This is a genomic window from Mesorhizobium sp. C432A (assembly GCF_030323145.1).
GTDB lineage: Bacteria > Pseudomonadota > Alphaproteobacteria > Rhizobiales > Rhizobiaceae > Mesorhizobium.
The window spans coordinates 4185248-4206096 of record NZ_CP100470.1; the positions used below are offsets into that span (position 1 = coordinate 4185248).

23 protein-coding genes are annotated in these 20849 nt (G+C 61.3%); 17 read left to right on the forward strand and 6 right to left on the reverse strand.

Features of this window, described 5'->3' with window-relative positions:
* The first annotated feature begins 1 nt into the window (after window position 1).
* Genes NLY33_RS20310 through NLY33_RS20325 form a run of 4 tightly spaced genes read left to right on the forward strand, consistent with a single transcriptional unit; the run spans window position 2 to window position 3837 of the window.
* Entirely contained in the window at window positions 2-937 is a 936-nt protein-coding gene (locus NLY33_RS20310; protein WP_023708297.1) for an ABC transporter permease, read from the forward strand.
* A complete protein-coding gene (locus NLY33_RS20315; RefSeq protein ID WP_031196315.1) occupies window positions 928-1836 on the forward strand; it encodes an ABC transporter permease in 909 nt (302 codons plus the stop codon). Before NLY33_RS20310 ends, NLY33_RS20315 begins: the two co-directional genes overlap by 10 nt.
* Window positions 1829-2824 (forward strand): ABC transporter ATP-binding protein, encoded by a 996-nt coding sequence (locus tag NLY33_RS20320; RefSeq protein WP_023708299.1) that lies wholly within the window; start codon window positions 1829-1831, stop codon window positions 2822-2824. Before NLY33_RS20315 ends, NLY33_RS20320 begins: the two co-directional genes overlap by 8 nt.
* Window positions 2821-3837 (forward strand): ABC transporter ATP-binding protein, encoded by a 1017-nt coding sequence (locus tag NLY33_RS20325; protein ID WP_023708300.1) that lies wholly within the window; start codon window positions 2821-2823, stop codon window positions 3835-3837. Before NLY33_RS20320 ends, NLY33_RS20325 begins: the two co-directional genes overlap by 4 nt.
* Before the next feature lie 157 nt (window positions 3838-3994).
* On the opposite strand, the gene NLY33_RS20330 is transcribed toward NLY33_RS20325, so the two are convergent.
* Genes NLY33_RS20330 through NLY33_RS20340 form a run of 3 tightly spaced genes read right to left on the reverse strand, consistent with a single transcriptional unit; the run spans window position 3995 to window position 5852 of the window.
* A complete protein-coding gene (locus NLY33_RS20330) occupies window positions 3995-4642 on the reverse strand; it encodes a hypothetical protein (RefSeq protein WP_023708301.1) in 648 nt (215 codons plus the stop codon).
* Between the two features lie 37 nt (window positions 4643-4679).
* Window positions 4680-5414, reverse strand: a complete 735-nt coding sequence (locus NLY33_RS20335) for a HupE/UreJ family protein (RefSeq protein WP_023708302.1) — start codon at window positions 5412-5414, stop codon at window positions 4680-4682.
* A gap of 48 nt (window positions 5415-5462) precedes the next feature.
* Window positions 5463-5852 (reverse strand): hypothetical protein, encoded by a 390-nt coding sequence (locus tag NLY33_RS20340; RefSeq protein WP_050590885.1) that lies wholly within the window; start codon window positions 5850-5852, stop codon window positions 5463-5465.
* Between the two features lie 102 nt (window positions 5853-5954).
* Here NLY33_RS20340 and NLY33_RS20345 point away from each other — a divergent pair, with 102 nt between their 5' ends.
* The 10 genes from NLY33_RS20345 to NLY33_RS20390 all read left to right on the forward strand — a co-directional run bounded on the left by NLY33_RS20345 (window position 5955) and on the right by NLY33_RS20390 (window position 15663).
* Window positions 5955-6236 carry a metal-sensing transcriptional repressor gene (locus NLY33_RS20345; RefSeq protein WP_023669876.1) on the forward strand — a complete coding sequence of 94 codons (282 nt, stop codon included), beginning with the start codon at window positions 5955-5957 and terminating at the stop codon, window positions 6234-6236.
* 11 nt (window positions 6237-6247) lie between these two features.
* A complete protein-coding gene (locus NLY33_RS20350) occupies window positions 6248-7585 on the forward strand; it encodes a cation diffusion facilitator family transporter (protein WP_023708304.1) in 1338 nt (445 codons plus the stop codon).
* 69 nt (window positions 7586-7654) lie between these two features.
* Window positions 7655-8977: an MFS transporter gene (locus NLY33_RS20355; RefSeq protein ID WP_023708305.1), complete on the forward strand. Its 1323-nt coding sequence runs from the start codon at window positions 7655-7657 to the stop codon at window positions 8975-8977.
* A gap of 9 nt (window positions 8978-8986) precedes the next feature.
* The gene (locus tag NLY33_RS20360; protein WP_031196313.1) at window positions 8987-9421 is read left to right on the forward strand and encodes a YqaA family protein; all 435 of its coding nucleotides are present in this window, start codon (window positions 8987-8989) and stop codon (window positions 9419-9421) included.
* A 138-nt stretch (window positions 9422-9559) separates the two neighbouring features.
* The gene (locus tag NLY33_RS20365) at window positions 9560-11122 is read left to right on the forward strand and encodes an ABC transporter substrate-binding protein (protein WP_023708306.1); all 1563 of its coding nucleotides are present in this window, start codon (window positions 9560-9562) and stop codon (window positions 11120-11122) included.
* 28 nt (window positions 11123-11150) lie between these two features.
* On the forward strand, window positions 11151-12092 hold the full coding sequence (locus NLY33_RS20370; RefSeq protein WP_023708307.1) for an ABC transporter permease: 942 nt from the start codon (window positions 11151-11153) through the stop codon (window positions 12090-12092).
* Between the two features lie 4 nt (window positions 12093-12096).
* A complete protein-coding gene (locus tag NLY33_RS20375) occupies window positions 12097-13008 on the forward strand; it encodes an ABC transporter permease (RefSeq protein ID WP_050590889.1) in 912 nt (303 codons plus the stop codon).
* A complete protein-coding gene (locus NLY33_RS20380; RefSeq protein WP_023708309.1) occupies window positions 13005-14018 on the forward strand; it encodes an ABC transporter ATP-binding protein in 1014 nt (337 codons plus the stop codon). Before NLY33_RS20375 ends, NLY33_RS20380 begins: the two co-directional genes overlap by 4 nt.
* Window positions 14011-14994, forward strand: coding sequence for an oligopeptide/dipeptide ABC transporter ATP-binding protein (locus NLY33_RS20385; RefSeq protein ID WP_023708310.1), 984 nt, complete (start codon window positions 14011-14013; stop codon window positions 14992-14994). The genes NLY33_RS20380 and NLY33_RS20385 overlap by 8 nt, the downstream gene beginning before the upstream one ends.
* Before the next feature lie 141 nt (window positions 14995-15135).
* A complete protein-coding gene (locus tag NLY33_RS20390) occupies window positions 15136-15663 on the forward strand; it encodes a hypothetical protein (protein ID WP_023708311.1) in 528 nt (175 codons plus the stop codon).
* Here NLY33_RS20390 and NLY33_RS20395 read toward each other — a convergent pair whose 3' ends face one another.
* Window positions 15664-16251 (reverse strand): TetR/AcrR family transcriptional regulator, encoded by a 588-nt coding sequence (locus NLY33_RS20395; protein WP_023708312.1) that lies wholly within the window; start codon window positions 16249-16251, stop codon window positions 15664-15666. It abuts the gene before it with no gap.
* 146 nt (window positions 16252-16397) lie between these two features.
* On the opposite strand from NLY33_RS20395, the gene NLY33_RS20400 reads away from it, so the two are divergent.
* The 3 genes from NLY33_RS20400 to NLY33_RS20410 all read left to right on the forward strand — a co-directional run bounded on the left by NLY33_RS20400 (window position 16398) and on the right by NLY33_RS20410 (window position 18779).
* Entirely contained in the window at window positions 16398-17285 is an 888-nt protein-coding gene (locus tag NLY33_RS20400; protein WP_084565801.1) for a class I SAM-dependent methyltransferase, read from the forward strand.
* Between the two features lie 114 nt (window positions 17286-17399).
* The gene (locus NLY33_RS20405; protein WP_023708314.1) at window positions 17400-18044 is read left to right on the forward strand and encodes a DUF1007 family protein; all 645 of its coding nucleotides are present in this window, start codon (window positions 17400-17402) and stop codon (window positions 18042-18044) included.
* A 21-nt stretch (window positions 18045-18065) separates the two neighbouring features.
* Window positions 18066-18779, forward strand: a complete 714-nt coding sequence (locus NLY33_RS20410; RefSeq protein WP_023708315.1) for a HoxN/HupN/NixA family nickel/cobalt transporter — start codon at window positions 18066-18068, stop codon at window positions 18777-18779.
* Here NLY33_RS20410 and NLY33_RS20415 read toward each other — a convergent pair.
* A complete protein-coding gene (locus tag NLY33_RS20415; protein ID WP_023708316.1) occupies window positions 18736-19818 on the reverse strand; it encodes a YncE family protein in 1083 nt (360 codons plus the stop codon). The two genes, NLY33_RS20410 and NLY33_RS20415, sit on opposite strands and share 44 nt — an antisense overlap.
* A gap of 11 nt (window positions 19819-19829) precedes the next feature.
* Complete coding sequence (locus NLY33_RS20420; protein WP_023708317.1) at window positions 19830-20732, reverse strand: DUF1259 domain-containing protein; 903 nt, start codon at window positions 20730-20732, stop codon at window positions 19830-19832.
* Window positions 20733-20849: the final 117 nt, after the last annotated feature.

Below are 20849 nucleotides of genomic sequence, written 5' to 3' on the forward strand. Positions count from 1 at the left end.
TTTGATCCACTTCATCAGCAAGAGGCTGAAGCACTCCCTCGTACTGCTGTTCATGGCGTCTCTGGTTTGCTTTACCCTGGTTGTTTCGGCTCCGGGAAATGTCGCTGTTCTCATCGCTGAACTCAGAGGAGCAGTCGCAACACCGGGTTATGTCGAAAAGGTTGCCGAAGAGATCGGACTGCATAAGCCGCTGCTGATGCGCTACGCGGGTTGGCTTGGCGATGCAGTCCGAGGAGATTTTGGCATCTCTTACAGAACGGGCCAGGAAGTCAGTGCGGACTTGCCAAAGCGCATGTTGGTCACCGGTACCCTTATCGGTGGCAGCGGCGTGGTTGCGACCCTGCTCGGCCTGGCTCTCGGATTCCTGGGTGCCTTCTGGCCCTACAGACTGCCGGACCGCGTTTCGCGCGGTTTGGCTCTTCTCGGCGCATCGACACCGACATTCTTCGTCGGTGCGCTGATGATCTATGGATTCTCCGTCACCTTTCAGCTCTTTCCATCCTTCGGCTTCGGCGGTCCGGAAAGTTGGGTGCTGCCATGGGTCACTGTCGCGGTGCTGCCCGCCGCCGTGCTCAGCCGTGTCGTTCGTGTGGGACTGGAAGAGGCTATGGCCAGCCCCTTCGTGTTGACGGCCAAAAGCAAAGGTCTGGGACGGACCGCCATCCTGTTCCGGGACGCGCTGCCAAACATCATACCTGTGTTCATCAATGCACTGGGAACCCAGGTCGGCCTGATGACCGCAACGGCTATCATCGTTGAACCGCTGTTCGCCTGGCAGGGCGTGGGCGACTACTTTCTCCAAGGCGTGAAGTTCCGGGACTTCATGGTCGTGCAGGCCTGCCTGTTGATCTTCCTCGCCTTCTTCATCGTGGTGAATCTGATCGTAGATCTCGCAGTTCTGATGACCGATCCCCGTATCCGGCGCCAATGGAGCTGACCATGAATAGATTCAAGCCTGCACTTGCCCGGTTGAACAAGATGCCCCGCGTGGCCTTGATCGTGATCGGCCTTTTCGTCGCCCTGGGCAGCTTCGCGCCATGGCTCGCCCCACAAGATCCCAGCGCACAGAACTTGCTGGAGACCGGCCAGGGACCAACTGCCCCACACTGGCTCGGCACCGACCATCTTGGGCGCGATACGCTCAGCCGCCTGATCATCGCTGCGAATACGTCATTGGTCAGCGTTGGCTCGGTCCTCATCATTGCAATGACGATCGGTGTCGCCATGGGGACCATCGCGGGCTATCACCGCGGTTGGGTAGACGACCTGCTGATGCGCATCGTCGATGTCGGCCTGTCCATCCCAAGCCTGATCACTGCCCTTGCCGTGATCGGGATCGTCGGGCCGGGCTACTGGACCATGGTACTGGCTCTGTCACTGGCATGGTGGCCGATGAGCGGTCGTATCAGCCGGGCCGTGGCCGTCAGCATCATGAGCAAGCCGCATATCGAGGCCCTGCGTGTACTGGGCGCCAGCCCATGTCGCATTTACTTCGGCCATTTGCTGCCCGGCACCATCGGCGCGGTGATGGTCTATGCGACGGCGGATGCCGGGACAGCCGCTTTGGCTGTCGCAACGCTCAGCTTCCTTGGTCTGGGCATTCAGCCGCCCACGCCAGAATGGGGACAGATGCTTGTTGATGCTTTACCGTATCTCGAGTCCGATCCGCGCCAGGTTATCCTGCCCGGCCTAGCCCTGACTGCTGCGGTGATCGGTTTCAACATCCTCGGCGAATCCATAGCACTCAATCGCATTCCCAAGCCGCTTTCGAGGCGGACGCTCGCCTTGCGCAGAATTGAGATCGCCGGCTGGGCCAAGGAGAATTCCGATGCATGACGAACTCCTTTTGAAAGTCAGCAATCTGACGGTCGATCTCCTCACCGCCAAGGCCGCGGTACGTCCCGTCGATGGCGTCAGCTACACCGTCCGGCAGGGAGAATGCCTTGCCATCGTCGGCGAAAGCGGTAGCGGCAAGACTGTAATGAACTTCGCGCCGCTCGGGCTAATGCCGACCGGCGTGACGACGAACTTGTCGGGATCGGTGCGCTTCGACGGGCGCGAATTGATCGGCTTGCCGGAATCCGAGATCCGTAAGATACGAGGCAAGTCGATCGGATTCATTTTCCAGGATCCGATGAGCGCGCTGAACCCCGTCCGCCGTGTTGGAAGGCAGATCGCCGAGATGGCGGAACTCCATCTCAAGATGACCCCGCGCGCCGCGGAGGAGCGGGCGTTGGAACTCATCAAGCTGGTCGGCATCTCGGATCCAGCAGCGCGACTTCGTCAATTCCCCCACGAACTGTCGGGTGGTCTCAGGCAACGCATCGTAATTGCCATTGCGCTGGCCGGCGAGCCGAAACTTCTGATCGCGGACGAGCCTACGACCGCTCTCGATGTGACGGTCCAGGCTCAAATCCTGCGCCTGCTCAAGGACCTGCAGCGGCGGCTCAACATGGCCATGGTGCTGATTACTCACGATATGGGGGTAGTCGCCGGAGCGGCCGACAACATCGTTGTCATGTATGCGACTCGGGCCGCCGAACGAGGTCCCGTGGACAAGGTCCTCGTGACCCCACGCCATCCGTACACGAGAGGGCTGATCAACGCGATCCCGCGGCGGGAAGACCCGATCGGTTCGGAGTTTCGCGGTCTTCCCGGGATACCGCCAACGCTGGGCGCGCCATTCAAAGGCTGTGCCTTTGCCCCGCGCTGCGAGCTCGCAATTCCCGCATGCACCGCAAGCCGCCCTCCACTTGCGCGGTCGGCCGACAGCGCTGTTGTCGTGGCCTGCGCGGTTGTCAACCAAAGGAAGGCAGCAGCATGACGCACGGTCCTGTTCTGAAAGTCGAAAATCTGCAGACGCGCTTCAAAAGCGTTCAGCGAGGCAAGTTCATCCATGCCGTCGACGACGTCTCGATCGAGCTCTATCCGGGCGAGATCGTCGGTCTGGTAGGCGAGTCCGGTTGCGGAAAGTCGACGCTCGGCCGCACCATTGTGGGTCTCGAAAAGGCAAGTGCGGGACGAGTCCTGCTTGATGGAGTGGACCTCACCACACTCTCCGGTGCAGCACTGCGCGAAAGCCGCAGGGCGCTTCAATACGTGTTTCAGGATCCATATTCGTCCCTGAACGACAGACAGACGGTCGGTGAGACGATCGATGAAGCGTTGCTGATCAGCGGGTTGAAATCACAATCCGACCGCAACCATCGTACCAAGGCGCTCCTGGATCAGGTCGGACTGGCGGACGCTTTGAAGGATCGGCACACGCGGGAACTGTCCGGAGGGCAGCGCCAGCGCGTTGCGATTGCCCGATCCCTTGCCGTGAATCCAAGAGTGCTGATCTGCGATGAACCAGTTAGCGCACTGGATCTGTCCATCCGAGCCCAGGTGATGAACCTTTTCCTGCACCTGCAGAAAGATTTGGGGGTAGCGTGCCTGTTCATTGCCCACGACCTTGCGTTGGTCAGGCAGGCTGCATCGCGCGTCTACGTGATGTACCTCGGCAAGATCGTGGAGCACGGGCCATCGCAGGAACTCTACGATCACCCTGGCCATCCCTATTCGCAGATGTTGCTGGCCTCGACACCGGAGGTGGATCCGATCGCTGAAAAGCAGCGCAGGGTTCCGGTCATGATCGGGGAGGTGCCGAGCCCTACGAATCCACCATCCGGCTGCAGGTTCCGGACTCGCTGCCCCTTGGTGGTCGAAGAATGCAAACAACAGATGCCACCGGCCTTGAAGCTATCTCCTGGGCACAGTTCGGCTTGCGTGTTTGCCAAGGATCTCCACCGCGGCAAACGTTCGGCGCTGATTTCGCCAACAGCCAATGCGGCATGATCACGTTGAGTCAGCCTAGCGGCGCACCAATTCACCACGCCGCCGCCCACCCGACACGAATGCTCACGGGACGGTGGTGCGCCAAACAGTGAGGTCGTGGCAATGAACAGCGCGCCACTCCGGCGCCAAACGGCGCCGGATAAGATTGACGTATCGTTCACATCATCCGTTTGATGTCGGTGTAGGCACCGTTCGTCTTCAGCGTCACGGTGACGTCGGCATCGGTGCGGTTACGCCAGAACCAACCGTGATTGCCGTCAAACGCTGCCTCAAGTACGCCCTCGTCCTCTGCAGCCCCGCGTCCCTTCTCGTATGAAATGTTTTCGCCGCCGCCGTCACCATGGGTGTCGAAGTTCACCGCCGCGCCATTGGCCGTCCAAGAGTATTTTGCCTGTGCGCCCTTGGCCATGACGAGCTTGATCTCAGCTCCTTCGCCGGGCTTCAGGGTGACCGACATTTCGTCCGTCCGGAGTTCCTGGGCAGAGGCGGAACCAATCACCAGTTCAGCGAAGACGCGCTCCAGAAGACTCGACTGCTGATCTCGGGCTGGCACTGCGGTCGGAGTGCCGTTCTGCAGTTCGCGAAGGCGGTCCTGCTCGGCCTCTTCGGCGAGTTGTGTCTTGATCTCGCCCATCTCGGTGAGCTCGAGCGCTCGCCCAACGCCGGTGGGATCGATGGCGTATTCGGCCGGCAGCACGATGGTCACAAGGATGGCAGCTGCCGCGAGAATTGCGATGACGGTAGACCGAAGGAGCTGCATGGATGTCGGCAGCTCGGCGCGGGTCGGGATGTCGGTATTATACATAGGAGAATTCCTTTTTTGTGGATCTTTACTTGGAGGTTCAGGAGACGACCCAGCCGGTGAGCTGATAGCCGATCAGCACAAACCCGGCGGTCATCATGATGGTGTTGGCGGTGTATGCGTGGCGCCAGAAACTATCGGTCCGGCGCCAGTAGCCCATGACAATAAGGATGGCAGCGAGCGCCAGAAGCTGGCCAATCTCAACGCCGACGTTGAAGGCAAGAAGATTGGGCACTAGCCCGTCGGGCGAGATGTTGTATTCGATGATCTTCGTCGACAGGCCAAAGCCGTGGAAAAAGCCGAAGATCAGGGTCGCGATCTTGGTGTTCGGCTGGAAACCGAGCCACCTCTGGAAACCGCCCATATTGTCGAGCGCCTTGTAGACGACCGACAGGCCGATGATCGCGTCGATGATGTAGCTGTTGATGCCAACGTTGAAATAGACGCCAAGCAGCATGGTCGTGGAATGGCCGAGCGCGAACAGGCTCACATAGATGCCAATGTGCTTCATCCGGTAGAGGAAGAAGATCACGCCGAACAGAAACAGGATGTGGTCGTATCCCGTCACCATGTGCTTGGCGCCGAGATAGATGAAGGGCAGCAGATTGATGCCCGTGATCTCCTGGATATAGCCCTTGTCGCCTTCGGCAACGGCATGGGCGAGGGCAGCTCCCCCAAACAATGGGAGGGTCAGGAGAGCGAGCAACACAGGTAGGGCGGGTCGCCAGCGCGCGCAAGGCGAGCATGGCAGGCCCTGATAGCAGGATCCTTGCATGAGAATTCCAATCTTCGTCGTTGAGGGTGGCCGCGCATGCGGCCGCGATCATGCGGTGAGGATCGGTCTCGGAGGGCGATCGAGCCGGGAACTTGCTTCCGGATCGGACAAGGACGGCGGATAAATCACCCAGGTCCGCCCGGCCGCAGGGACGGTCGGCGAAAAGTCCGGAAGCGTGCTCGCCGTCTCGTGCGAGTGGTCGGCGGGATTGTGGCCGTGAGAATGGCCGGATCCCTGCTCCTCGGTTGCACCGTCATCGTGGACGTGCCCGTGGGCTTCGATCTGTCCCGCCAGTTCGGCGTGACGGTCGGCCTCGGCGGCAGCGAGCGCGATGGGATCGTGCGAGACCGAACCGCCCATAGGCGACAGCAGCATGCCGAGCGCCATCGCGAAAGCGATGACGAGGCGAAAGGCTGCGCTATGGATCCAATTCGGCATGCTTAACGATTATTCTCTAAAATCCTAACGAATGGTTGCGTGCACCAGAATCGAGGCCACTTTGAGGCTTGAATATCCTCTCTGGGGGGATAGCATCAAGGCATGAATGAGCGTCCCCACGTCCACGAAACCCATCCTGCCATCATCAAGCGGCTGAAGCGCGCCGACGGCCATCTGCGCGGGATCGTCGAGATGATCGAGGCCGGCCGACCGTGCCTCGACATCGCCCAGCAACTTCATGCCGTGGAGAAGGCCATCGCCCAGGCGAAGAAGACGCTGATCCAAGACCACCTCAACCACTGCCTTGAGGACGTCGTCGGACCGCTGGCGCTCGAGCAGCGCCGCTCGATCGACGAGTTCAAAGATATCACCAAGTACCTGTGAGAAGCGCCATAATGGACAAAGTTCGCGATTGGTTCGGATTCGGCCCGATGACGCATGGCATGGGCGGCCACGGACATGATCACGGCGAGGGCGGCCATGGTCACACCCATGGCGTCATCGACCCGACGATCGCCACGACTACGCGCGGCATCTGGGCGATCAAATGGTCATTCGTCGTTCTGGCCATCACGGCGGCGCTTCAGCTCGTGGTCGTGTTCCTCTCCGGCAGCGTGGCACTGCTGGCCGACACGATCCACAATGTCGGCGACGCGGTCACCGCCATCCCATTGTGGGTCGCCTTCATGCTGGCCCGTCGCCAACCGAGCAAGACGTTCACCTACGGGCTGGGCCGCGTCGAGGATCTGGCCGGAATTCTGATTGTCCTCATCATCCTGTTCAGCGCCATCGTTGCCGGCTACGAGGCGATCGACCGGTTGATCAATCCGCAGCCGATCGCATTTCTCGGCTGGGTCGCCATAGCCGGCATCATCGGTTTCTTAGGCAACGAAGCCGTTGCAGTGTTCCGTATCCGGGTCGGCCGCGAGATCAACAGCGCGGCGCTGATCGCGGATGGCTACCATGCGCGCACCGACGGCTTTACCAGTCTGGCGGTTGTGCTGGGTGCTATCGGCGTATGGCTGGGGTTTCCGCTGGCCGATCCGATCATCGGGCTCTTGATCACGGTGGCCATCTTCGCGATCGTCTGGCAGTCTTCGAAGGCAGTCCTCACGCGCATGCTCGACGGTGTCGAGCCCGGCATCGTCGATGAAATCCATCATGCCGCCGAGCACGTGCCCGGTATCGAACGTGTCCAAAGCGTGCAGGCGCGCTGGATCGGCCACCGCCTGCATGCCGACGTCGCCATCAGTGTCGCCGACGCGGCGACGGCCAAGGATGTGCTGGGCGTCACCGAAGCCCTCAAGGAGGAACTGTTCGCCCACTTGCCGGCGTTGGCGGAAGCGAATGTGCGTCTGGAAAGCCCGGCCGGATCTGCCGAAAAGGGCACGGAACCCTCTCACGCTCATGGTCATCATGCGCCGGAGCCGTTCAAGGTCGACTGCGATCTGGCTGCGGGGACGCTGGAGATCGTCGACACGCCTGCCGGCGAGCGGATGCGTCTGACGATCGACCGGCACGCCGACGATTTGACGGCGACGGTGATCATCGACCGGCCAGAGGGGCCGGAGACGTTGCACCTCGATCCTGTCGCCGACAATCATCATCGCCTTGAGAGCACGTTGGCCCCTGCCGAGCCGCATGAATTCGAGGCAAGACTGGTCCTGAAGGCCAAGGATCGCGAACAGGTGCTGCCGTTCAAGATGGTCGAACCCGAAGGCCACCATCACTGAGATCCGTGTGCCGGCTCGTACTCCGTCTCTGGCTCGACGAGCCGTCTCGAACTGCAAGAAGACAAAAATATGCTTCAGGTCTTGGCCAATCGCACCTACCGTCATCTCTTCCTGGCCCAGGTCATCGCCCTGATTGGCACTGGCCTTGCCACCGTGGCGCTCGGGCTGCTGGCTTATGACCTTGCCGGCGCCGATGCCGGCGCGGTGCTCGGCACGGCGCTCGCCATCAAGATGATCGCCTATGTCGGCGTGGCACCCGTTGCTGCCGCGTTCGCCGAGCGCCTGCCACGCCGTACCATGCTGGTTTCGCTCGACCTCATCAGGGCAGGGGTCGCCGTGTTCCTGCCCTTCGTCACCGAAGTCTGGCAGATATATCTTCTCATCTTCATCCTGCAGTCGGCGTCAGCAGGCTTCACCCCGACGTTCCAGGCTTCGATCCCTGACGTGCTGCCCAAAGAGAAGGACTACACACGGGCCTTGTCGCTCTCGCGACTGGCCTACGACCTGGAAAGCGTCGTCAGCCCCATCCTCGCGGCGGCGCTGCTTTCAGTCATAAGCTTCCATAGCCTGTTCGCCGGCACGGTTGTCGGGTTCCTGGCGTCAGCGGCTCTGGTCGTCTCTGTGGTTCTGCCCAGCCCGCAGCCCTCGGAGCCGCGCGGCATCTATGAACGCACGACGCGCGGGATCCGCATCTATCTGGCGACGCCGCGTTTGCGCGGCCTGCTGGCCCTTAATCTTGCCGTCGCGGCGGCCAGCGCCATGGTGATCGTCAACACGGTGGTCCTGGTGCAGGCGCAATTTGGCCTCTCCCAAACCGACACGGCGCTGGCGCTCGCAGCCTTTGGCGGTGGATCGATGATTGCAGCTCTTGCCCTGCCGCGGTTGCTTGAGAACGTACCGGACCGGGTTGCGATGCTCTCGGGCGCCGCGATACTGGTCGCCGGGGTGCTGATAGGGCCTCTCGCCAGCAGCTACTATCTGCTGCTGCCGCTCTGGTTCGTGCTCGGGCTCGGCTATTCACTGGCGCAGACGCCAACGGGCAGATTGATCAGGCGTTCCGCCGATGCCGTCGATCGGCCCGCTCTGTTTGCCGCTCAATTCGCACTGTCTCATGCCTGCTGGCTGATCACCTATCCGATTGCCGGCCGCGTCGGGGCGGCAATGGGATTGCCCTTCACATTCATTCTGCTTGGCGTCATGGGCGCCGCCGCCCTGATTGCCGCGATCTGGCTGTGGCCGAAACACGATCCGGACGTGCTTGTGCACACGCATGTCGATCTGCCCAAAGACGACCGGCACATCGGCGACGCGGTATGGTCGGAAGCAGGCTATGAGCATTCGCATGGTTACGTTGTCGATGATCGGCACCCGCAATGGCCAAAAGCAAGTTGAGCGCCCGGCATGCCTGGCGATCTCGCCGTCTATGGCGGTCTTTTTCTGACCGCGTTCGTGGCGGCTACAATCCTGCCGATGCAATCAGAAGCAGCCCTAGCGGGACTGCTTCTGACGGAAAGCTATGCTCCGGCTCTGCTCATCGTCTCCGCAAGCGCAGGCAATGTGCTCGGCTCGATCGTCAATTGGTGGCTTGGCCGGGGCGTCGATCACTTTCGCGACCGCAAATGGTTCCCGGTGAAGCCCTCCGCACTGACGCGCGCGACGCGATGGTACCAGCGCTATGGACGATGGTCGCTGCTGTTGAGCTGGTTGCCCCTCGTCGGCGATCCGCTGACGATCGTGGCGGGCGTCCTGCGGGAGCCGTTCTGGAGCTTCCTCGTGATCGTCACGATCGCGAAGGTTGGCCGCTACCTAGCGCTCGCGGCGGTGACACTGAGCTGAATGTAGCGGCTCATGGCAACACATTCGCGACCATCGCTTCCGACCTTTCTCTTGAGCCGACGCAGACCGAATAAGTATAGACATATCGCATATCCGAGTTAGCATGATTCAAAATCAATCAAAAAATGGGGAACTGACATGATCACTCTCGACCGCCGCAATTTCCTTGTTTCCACTGCCGGACTTGCCTTCGCCGCCGCGCTGCCACGCAGCGCCTTCTCCGAAACCAACGACACGCTGAAGATTGCCATCGCCGCGGAGACCGGCGATCTCGATTTGCTGCAGAACGTGTCGACGCTGAGCACCTACACCATCGTCTTCGATGCGCTGATCCACTACGGCCAGAACGGCGCGCTTGAGCCGGGACTTGCCACCAAATGGACTGTCGCGGACGATCAATTGTCAATCGCTTTCGATCTGCGTGAAGGCGTGACTTTCAGCGACGGCACACCGTTTGACTCGGCTGCGGCCGAATGGAACCTCAAGCGCTGGTTGGGGGTGAGCGACTTTTCATGGATCGGCATCTCCGACGCTTTCGATAGCATCGTCACCGATGGACCGAACAAGTTGACGGTCAAGCTGAAGCGGCCAGTGCCGGCGGCACTGCTTGAACTCACCATCGTGCGGCCCGTCCGTTTCCTGTCGCCCAAGGCGGTCGACAAGGATGGCAAGCAGACGGCGCCGATCGGCACCGGACCGTGGATCGTCGAAAAATACGATTCGAGCGGCACCACCCTCATTCGCAACGACAAATACTGGGGCGAGAAGCCGCTCTTCAGCCGCATGGAATTGAAGGTGGTTCCGGACGAACTCGCTCGCGCCAATGGTCTGCGCTCAGGCGACCTCGATGTCATCGGTGGCGACTGGGTGGCGACGCTGTCGCCGCGCCGCGCTCGCGCACTGGAAAGCGACGGCATGAAGGTCGTGGCCGAACCGGGCACGGCGACGATGCTGCTCGGCTATTCGCCGAAGTCGAAGATCATCGCCGACAAGGCCGTCCGTGACGCCGTCTATGCATCGGTCGACCGGGCGGCGATCGCCAAGGTGCTGTTCGAGGGCTTTGCCGACCCGGCCGCCGATCTGTTCCCGGCGAACGTGCCTTCCTCGGGCAAGCGGCATGACGTGCCGGTGCGCGACGTGGCGGCGGCCAAGAAGATCCTTGCCGATGGCGGCTGGGTCGACAGCGGTGGTGCCTGGACCAAGGCCGGCTCTCCACTGACCATCGATTTTCTCGTTTCCGAAGAGTCCCTGCCGGGATCGCGGCGCATCGCCGAAATGATCCAGGGTCAGTTGTCCGAGGTCGGTTTCCAGGTCCAGGTGTCCTCGGTGGACAATGCCACCATGCATGAACGGCGTCCGGCCTTCAACTATGACCTGGCTTTATTCACCACCTACGGAGCGCCCTACGATCCGCACGGCACGCTGGGCAACGCCTTCGTCTCGACCGCCGACAGCGGCCCTGACGGCAAGATCTACGTCTCCGACGCGCTCGACGGCGTCGTCAAGGCTGCGCTCGAGGCGAGCGGCGCCGAACGCGACCTGAAGATGCAGGCCCTCTACGACTGGCTCCACGACAACACCGCCATCTGTCCTCTCGTCGTCAGCCAGAGACTGTGGGCCCACAATCCGCGCGCGGAGAATTTCTCGCTCCCGGCGACCGACTATGATCTGCCGTTCAAGGCGATCACGCTGAAGGCCTGAAGACTTCGAGCCCAAGCGAGGCCTGACGATGAAACGCACGATCCTGCGACGGATGCTGCTTGCCTGCCTTTTGATCTTGGCGGCATCCGCGCTGACATTCGCCCTGGTTGCGGCGGCGCCGGGCAATGTTGCGGCGCTGATTGCCGAGCGTGCGGCGGGCCCCGGCGCGGACGCCGAAATGATCACCAGGATCGGCAACGAGCTTGGCCTTCATGACCCGCTGCCGACCCGCTATGGACGCTGGCTGGCCAGCGCGCTGGCCGGCGATTTCGGCATTTCGTTGCGAACGGGAAAGCCGATTTCTCAGGAGTTTGCCGCCCGCATTCCGATGACGGCGGCGCTGCTTGCCGGCGGCGGTGTTCTCGCCTTCGTCCTGTCGATCACGCTTGGCATTGCCGGGGCCGTCAGCAATGGCGGCTTCATGGACAGGTTTCTGCACGCATTTTCCCTGATCGGCGCATCGACCCCGAACTTCTTCGTGGCGGCGCTGCTGGTCATCGTGTTTTCGGTGATGCTTGGCTGGGTGCCCACCTTCGGCACCAGCGGCTTGACCTCATGGCTTCTGCCATGGGTGACGATCGCGCTGTTCCCAGCCTCCGTTCTCAGCCGCGTCGTTCGGGTCAACCTCCAGGAAGCGATGTCGCGGCCGTTTGCGACGACGGGCTTCGCCAAGGGCTACACGAGAACCCAGGTGCTGCTGCGCGAGGCGCTCCCCAATATCGCCATTCCGTTCCTGACGACGTTCGGAGCGCAGTTTACGCTGATGATCATCGGTTCGATCGTCGTCGAGACGGTATTTGCATTGCGTGGCGTCGGTGCCTTCTTCATCGAGGCGATACGCTTCCGCGACTTCATCGGCATGCAGTCGGTGCTGCTGCTGTTTGTCGTCTTCTTCGTCATGGTCAATTTCATCGTCGACATGATTTGCATCGTTGTGGATCCGCGAATGCGCCGGGCGCGGGGAGCATGAGGCGATGAACATTTCCGCAATCAGGGATATCAAGGACTGGCCGTGGCTGGTGTTGCTCCCCGTCATCGGCTTTGTGCTGGTCGGCATCTTCGCTCCGGTGATCATGCCTTACGATCCAAGCGCGCAGGACTATTCGGCGACATTGGAGGGGCTGAGCTGGAGCCACTGGCTCGGCACCGACTATCTCGGCCGTGATGTCCTCAGCCGCATCATTGGCGGCGCCCGCATTTCCCTGGTGGCGATGGTGATCGTGCTCGTCGCCGCACTGGCGATCGGCGTGACGATCGGCTCCTTCGCTGGCTATGTCGGCGGCCGTGTCGAACTCGTCCTGATCAGCATCATCGATATTGCGCTGGCGCTTCCGAGCCTGGTGATCGCGCTGGCGCTGATCGGCATTCTGGGCACCGGCTACTGGTCGATGATCACGGCGCTCACCTTGGCGTGGTGGGCGAACTATGCCCGCATGAGCCGCGCAGTCGTCACGGCCGAGTTGCAGCAGCCTTATATCGAGGCGGCCAAGGTCATGGGCGCTGGCCATCTGTGGATATTTGTCCGCCATATCCTGCCGCATGTACTTGCCCTGGTCGTCGTCTATGCAAGCGCCGACGCCGGCGCTCTTGTCCTGGCCATCGCTACGCTCAGCTTTCTTGGACTTGGCGTCGCGCCGCCAACGCCGGAGTGGGGCCAGATGCTCGTCGACGGCATGAGCTACATCGAGGAGGTTCCACGCCTTGTCGTGCTGCCAGGGCTCGCACTGACACTTGTCGTCGTCAGCTTCAATCTGCTTGGCGAAGCCTTCGCGCTGCAAAAGGTGCCACGGCCAGTTCGCGGCAGAACGCTGCGTAAACGAAAACTGGCGCGCGCCCGTGAAGAGACGGAACGCAACGCCGTCGAAACCGGGACGACTTCAGCATGAGTGACAATCAGCCGCTCTATGCGATCGAAAATTTGGTCATCGATCTCTACGCCACGACCGTCTCGGTGCGGGCTGTGGATGGGGTGTCGTTCAACGTCCGTCCTGGAGAAACGGTCGCGGTCGTCGGCGAAAGCGGTTCGGGAAAAACCGTCATGACGCTCGGGCCGCTCGGTCTGCTGCCCGAGGGCGTGACGGTAAATATGAAGGGGTCGGCGCAAGCCGACGGAAGCGAGCTGCTCGCCATGGATTCCAGACAATTATCGGATCTTCGCGGGCGTTATTTCGGCGTGATTTTCCAGGATCCGATGAGCGCGCTCAATCCGATGCTGAAAATCGGCCCGCAACTGGCGCGCCAGGCGCGCCGCTTCGCCGGCCTGTCGCGTGAGGCTGCGCGCAGGCAAGCGGTTTCGCTTCTGGCACGCTCTGGCATTCCGGACCCTGAGGATCGCTACAACCGCTATCCGCACGAAATGTCGGGCGGCATGCTGCAACGCGCGATGATCGCGCTGGCGCTTGCGGCCCGGCCGCGCGTGCTGATTGCCGACGAGCCGACTACGGCGCTGGACGCCACCGTCCAGGCGCAAATTCTGGAGCTCATTCGCCAGATCCAGCGCGAGGACGGCATCGCGGTCGTGCTGATCACGCACGACATCGGCGTGGTTGCTTCCGTCGCCGACCGCGTCATCGTGCTTTACGCCGGACAGGTAGCGGAGGAGGGGACGGCGATGGATGTGCTGACCCAGCCGGTCCATCCCTATACGCGTGGGCTGCTCGCATCGGTGCCGGATTTTCGTGCTGACGACAATGTGGCTACGCGCGAGATACCGGGCCTGCCGCCAAGCCAGATCAGGCTGGAGCCGGGTTGCCGTTTCGCCGACCGCTGCGAATTGGTCGAAGCCGGTTGCCGAAAACACCGACCTCCGCTTCAGACGATATCGATCTCGGCAAATCCGCATCGCGTGGCCTGCCCGGTCGTGCTTCGGCGGGAAGGGATTGCCGTTCATGTCTGATGTCGCGGCGATCGAAGTCAGGGGATTGAAGGTGCATTTCGCCAACCGCTCGGGCACCGGCGCGGTGAGGGCGGTCGACGGCATAGACCTGACCGTCGCGCGCGGAGCGTTCCACGGCATTGTCGGCGAGTCCGGTTGTGGCAAAACCACGCTGGCGCGCACCATCGTCGGCCTGCAGAAGGAGAGCGAGGGCACTGTCCTGATTGGGGGCAGAGATCGCGCCGAATGGCTGAAATCGGACAGAAAGTCGTTCAGCCGCGAAGTCCAGTTCGTCTTCCAGGATCCGTTGGGGTCGATGAGCCGCCGCCAGAGCGTCTATCAGACGCTCGAGGAGCCGCTGCAGATCCATCGCTTCGGCTCATCAGTCGAGCGCCGCCGCCGCATCGCCGAGCTTCTGGACCTGGTGGCGCTGCCTGAGACCGTGCTCGACCGTCTCCCACGCTCGCTGTCAGGCGGCCAGCGCCAGCGTGTTTCGATTGCGCGCGCACTCGCCCTCAAACCATCCATATTGGTCTGCGACGAACCGCTGAGCGCGCTCGATGTTTCGATCAGGGCGCAGATCGTCAACCTGTTTACGTCGTTGCAAAAGCAGCTTGGTCTGACCATCGTCATTGTGGCGCATGACCTGGCGATCGTGCGCGAAGTCTGCTCGAACGTGACGGTGATGTATCTCGGCCGCATTTCGGAAGCTGGCGCGACCCGGCCGCTGTTTCGTCAGCCGGCCCATCCTTACAGTCAGGCGCTGCTGTCGGCTGTTCCTTCTCCCGATCCTCGCATCGAAGCCGGGCGCCGCCGGATCATTCTAGCCGGCGATCCGCCAAGTCCGAGCGCGCCACCTCCGGGGTGCCGGTTCAACACGCGCTGTCCGGTGGCGATCGATGTCTGCCGGGTCGAGGAACCGTTGTTGCGATCCGTGCCGCATGGCGGCGTTGCCGCTTGTCACCTGGCCGATAGCGGCCGCCGGCCGGTCATCTGAAAAACAGGCGTTCAACTGCCGAGGCGGTCTTCGACCGTTCGATGCCGCGCAAGGACTGGGCTTCTTGACTGCGGTCGCGAAGGCACCATTTCCTGCTTGATGATTGGATTACCTCGTTTTCCAGCCCCGAGGTGCGGTTCAATGCTGAAAGCTTATTTTTTCCTGATGCTTGCGAGCGGGTGCTTGGCATCACCCCTGGTGTATGCCGACAATGTCGATCTGGCGCTCGAAGCTTTTCACGAGACCTGTCTTGCGCATGGAGCCGACTTCGAACGAACCGCCGCCACCGCCAGAAAACGCGGCTGGACACCGTTGTCCGGTGAAGCTGGGCTTGCGCCGGTTGATGACGTCGATGCCTTCCAAGGCTGGGCCGTGACGGGCGGCGATCTACCAGCCGGAACCATGATCGCGGTGACCAAAGCCACCTTGGAAGGCAAGGCCGTGCAGACCTGCTCCATAAGGCTGTTCGGCGTCGACCGCACGGCATTCGAAGAGCGTTTCTTCGCCCGGACGGACGCCGAAAAAATCGGCGAGAACCGGAATGGAGATCAGGTCTCCAAACTCTACATATTGATTGCGGGCAATCGAAAACAGCTTGTCCATTTGACATCGCCGGTCGAAATGGGGCGATCGGATTCGATTATTGCAAGCTCGATAGCCGACGACTAGTCACACGCCGATGCCTTTTCCCGCCATCCTCTGGAACAGATCATCTGCCTGTGTCGGTGAAAGGTTTATGTCGGTGGCGACCCACCAGGCGAGGACCGCGAGAAATGCTCCGGCGATGAACTGAATGGCGAATTCGGCAGGCATGCCGCGATCGCCGATCCGTTTCTCGACGAGTTCTTCCCGGACGGCTCGCCGGATACGCTCGCGCAATTCGTCGTGGATCGTATCGCCGGTGCTTGCAAGCAATGCGTGGTGAAGCCGTCGGAATGCATGGGCGTGCTCGAACATGGGCAAGCTGAACTCGAACAGGCGGCTACCTGTTTCTTGACTTGCCGCCTCGCGCCTGCGGCCTATCGACCGCAGATGCGTCTCGATGGTCGCGCTGCGCAGAGCATCCTTGTCGGCATAGTGGGTATAGAAGGTCGACCTGCCAATATTTGCCCTCTGGCAAATGTCCTCGACCGTGATGGCCACATATCCCTGCTCCGGGATCAAGGCTATGAGCGCGTCCTGCAGCAGGCCGCGCGTCCGCGCGACGCGTCGATCGATCGTGTTCCGCTCGCCCGCCCGTTCGATTTTCATGGCCATGGCCCTCTACACTGCCCGGTTTCGGACATTCGGAGCTCCGGTGTCTGACAACAGCATTTCCAGACATTGTGTCCATTATGATACGCCAAGTCCAGGAGCTCAAATCGGGTTTGGGCACGCCGCAATGAAGCAGAAGGTCGCCAGACATGCACTCATCTGATCATCACGCCGGTAACGGATCGCATTCGCGCAAGAGGGTGATAGCACTGGCCCTGCTTGCGAAGCTGTCGCTGGTCGCCGGCTTCCTCGTCCTGGCCAAATTGGGCATGGGCTATGTTCAGGCCGGCGCCTGGACGACGGCTTTCCACGGACTCGTCCTTGCGGCGATCGCGGGATTGGCGCTGTGGGGCAGCCTGCGTCACAGAGGGCTCGTCGGCAACGGCGCGCAAAGCGCGAGCGACAGGGGCATCGGCATCGTCCTGCACCGGGCGGCGGCCTATGATTTGCTTGCGCGTGTTCTGACCTTTGGCCGCGAGGGCCGCTTTCGCGAGTTCATGCTTCGCCCGGCAAAGCTCCAGCCCGGCGAAGCGATGCTCGATGTCGCCTGTGGAACGGGAACCCTTGCCATTGCCGCGAAGCGGCTGGTTGGTTCGGACGGAAGCGTCACCGGCGTCGATGCGTCGGCCGAAATGATCGAGAGGGCGCGCGCCAAGGCCGAGCGGTCCGGTCTCGATCTGACTTTCGTCAACGGGACGGCGCAGGAGCTTCCCTTCAAGGACGCGCAATTCGACATCGTCGTCGGCACGCTTATGCTGCATCATCTGTCGAAGCCCGTTCGATCGGCCTTCATCCGCGAGGCGGCACGCGTCTTGAAGCCAGCAGGCCGGCTGTTGCTCATCGATTTCGGCAGGCCGGTGCGCAAGTCCAGATTGCCCGGGCTCCACAAACATGGTCATGTGGAAATGCATTCGGTCGCCTCGCTGTTGACCGAGAGCGGATTCCAGGTCAGCGATATCGGCGCCGTCGGTACCAAGAACCTGAACTATATTCGCGCGACGACGAACAAGGACCAACCGGAACGAGCGTCGCCGTGATCATGCTCAGACGCAGTTGCATGGCGACCTGTTCGGGCATGTCCCATTTCGGCCTGCTTGCAATGGCAGGTGTCCTGCCTGATGCGGAATCGACGAGCAAGATGTGAGCGAAAAATGCGACTGACTGGCATGCTATCAGGCGCGGCGCTGTTGCTCGCTTCCGCGGCGGTGGCGAACGCCCATCCGCATGTGTTTGCCGAGGCGAAGCTGGACCTGACCGTCGGTCCAGACAGGACGGTCAAGTCGCTTCGGCACTCCTGGCGTTTCGACGACCTCTTTTCCAGCACTGTGCTGATGGAATTCGACAAGAATTTCGACCTTGTCCTTGATGCCAAGGAACTCGATGAAGTCGCTCTCACCGTCCATGCGTCGCTGGCCGAGTACAACTACTTTCAGATGGTGACCTTGAATGGCAAGGACGTGGCTATGGCGCCACCGCCGAAATTTAGCGTCAGCTATGAAAACGATCAACTCGTCGTCCAGTTCGAAACGCAGCCGAAGGACCCGTTGGCTCTTGCTGGAAAAGTCACCATCGGCGTCTACGACCCGACCTTTTACACGGCAATCGATTTTACCGACGACGACAAGATTGCTGTGGCTGGCCTGCCTGAAGGCTGCTCGCGCGCGGTCGTGCGTCCAGATCCGGACACGGCCATCGCGCAGAACCAGAAGAGCCTGACGGATGCGTTCTTCAGTGACCCGACGGGGACCGATCTCGGCAAGATTTTCGCGACGCGCCTTGAATTGACGTGCGGCTGAAGCGGAACCGTTTCGATGGCCATGTTCCAGACGCTTGTCGAATTCCAGCGCACGATCTACCTGGCGCTGGCCGAGCAGATCAAGCTGCTTTCGGCCGGCGGCGGCTGGTTCGCCTTCATGGCCTTTCTGCCGATGGGCGTATTGTTCGGTGCGGCGCATGCCCTGACGCCGGGTCACAGCAAAGCCGTCCTGGCCACGTATTTGGCCGGTTCGGATGCAAAGGTTTCGCGCGGTCTTCTGGTGTCGCTGACGCTTTCCTTTACACATGTGACGATCGCGGTGCTGATCGCGGCGCTCTCGTTGCCGTTGGTATCGATTGCCTTGGGAAGTGTTGGCCGTGCGCCTCTACTGGAAGACGTCAGCCGCGGCTTGCTTGGCCTGATTGGTATCTGGATGCTCTGGCGCGCTCTGAGCCATGGTCATCACCACAAGCATGAAGGCGAGGCTGTGGGTGTGATGGCCGGCTTGATCCCATGCCCGCTGACACTTTTTGTGATGACCTTCGCAATATCCAGAGGTGTTCCGCTCGCCGGCATCCTGTTTGCAATTACCATGATGGTTGGCGTGGCGCTGACCCTGTCCTGCGTGGCGGTGTTATCGATCCTGTTTCGGGAACGGCTGGTGCATTTCTTCGACAGCCGGCCACGCCTGTTTGATATCATATCCAGGGCCATCGAAGGTATCGCCGGCCTCATTCTAGCTGGCGTAGCCGTGTGGCAGATCTCGTCGAACTAAGAGGTTTTTGACTTGGGCGACCGATGCCTGATCGACATGATGGCGAAGGGCGGAATTCGAGAATAGCGGCCCCGGATCCAAGCCATCCGGCACGCGCGGCAACAAAGAGGCGATCGAGTTCCGGTGCGAAGAGCGAGGTCCGGGCTCCGCTGGAAGTTGCTACACGTTCGACCGGCACGAGCCCTTTTGGGCTGCGCTGGACAACGTCGATCACGCCGTCTCCGCAGCTCACATAGATTCGATCGCGCTTGCCGTCGAAGAAAACATCGTCAGCATCGCCGCAGGTATCGAGGCTCGCTGTCACCGCACCAGTTGCCGCATCCAGCAAGGCAAGCTTTGCCGGACTGCGGAACACAACTGCAAGCCGGCCCCCCGCGCTGTCGACCGCCATCGGAAAATTCGCCGCCAAGCCTGGTATTTTCCAGGTAGCCACCTGCTTGCGCGATTTGAGGTCGATGACGGCGATCTGCCCGGCGTCCGGCACGTTCGCGAACACCTGGCCCGTTTTCGCGTCGAGCTGAAAGCTTTCGGGATGACCGGCCAGCGTTATGTCTTCAAGCTTGGCATGGGTCACAGGATCGAGGATGGCCAATCCGCCATCACCATATCCGACAAAAGCATGGCCGGAAGACGGATCGATGCGGACATTGTCCGCATCGTTGCCCAGAGCAGTGGTCCCCAGCGAGGACATATCTCCTGCATGAAAGAAACGAACGGACCCGTCGCCGCCATTGGCAACGACGATCACGTCCTGATCGGCAAGATATGCGACGCCCTGCGGCTCCTTCAGGCCGGTGATCCTGTGGAGGATCTTACCGGTCTGAAGGTCGACAACATCGACGCTGTCGTTGCCGAGTTCGGCGACGAACAGTCGCCCTCCAGCACGATCGATCGCCATGTGATCGATGCGGCCCGAGACGGTTTCGAGCGGGATTGTTCGCTCGAGGATCAGAGGCGGCTCCGCCGCAGCCGGGCCGACGGAGCATACGGTCAGGGGGATCGTGGCGATAAGCCCAAGGGCCACACTGGCGGCGCGCACTGGACCCGACCCTAGCTGTTCGCGAGGTTCATCTTGTCGAGAGCCGCCTTGAGGCCGCGCGCAAGCTTGGCGGCGTCGTCATTCGCCCAGAAATGCATGAAGAAGAGCCGCGGCTGCTCATCGATCATGTGGCTATGCAGTGCCGTGATCTCGATGCCGCTGTCTTGCAAGGCTTTGATGACTGGATTGACCTCCGATGAGATCAGTACAAAATCGCCCGTGATCGCCGCCTTGCCTCCTCCGGTCGGTTGGAAGTTGATGCCAATGGCGGTACCCATCGACGCTGGTACCGTCATGCCGCCGTCGGTGATCGTTTCGGCTCGTGGGATGGTGAACTGATAAACGCCGCCATTGGCCTTGCCTTTATGACCAATAGCCTTGTCGACGGCCGCCGTGTCGAACTCGATCTGCTGGGTGGCGGGTTGCGGCTGTGCGGCACCGGACGCGGCAGTCTCCATCGGTGTCTTGCTCAGCGCCAACCCGGCATGAAGCGCTGTGGCCAGCATGGCCGGGTCGCCCTGGCCGAAGACGTGCATGAAGAGGGTCATTGGCTCCGCGCGCAGCAAATGGTTGTGCAATGCAGTGATCTCGATCCCACCTTCTTGAAGCTTCTTCATGACCGGGTTCACCTCGTCCTGCGTGAGAACGATGTCACCCATGACCATTGCCTGATTCCCCATTGGTTCGAACGCTATCCAGCCTCCGAGGGCAAATCCTGGCTTCAGCGATACGCCATCGAGCGAAACTTTCAGGTCGGTTCGTGGCAAGCCAACTCTATAGACGCCGTCGGCCTGCGTGGTTCCTCCTTTGCCCAGCGCCTTTCCGACTTGACTCCAATCGGGATTGGCGGCGAACGAGGGGGTGACGAGAGTTGCGGCGGCAATGAGAACTGCCAGGCGGGTAAGTAGTGTCATAGCGGTATTCCTCTTTCTTCACTGTGAATCGATCAGTCGGCCGTGATCCTCGGCATTTGGGTTGGTTTCGCCGTCGCCGTGCCACTAGGGACAGGTGCGGTACTCGACGGCTGGATT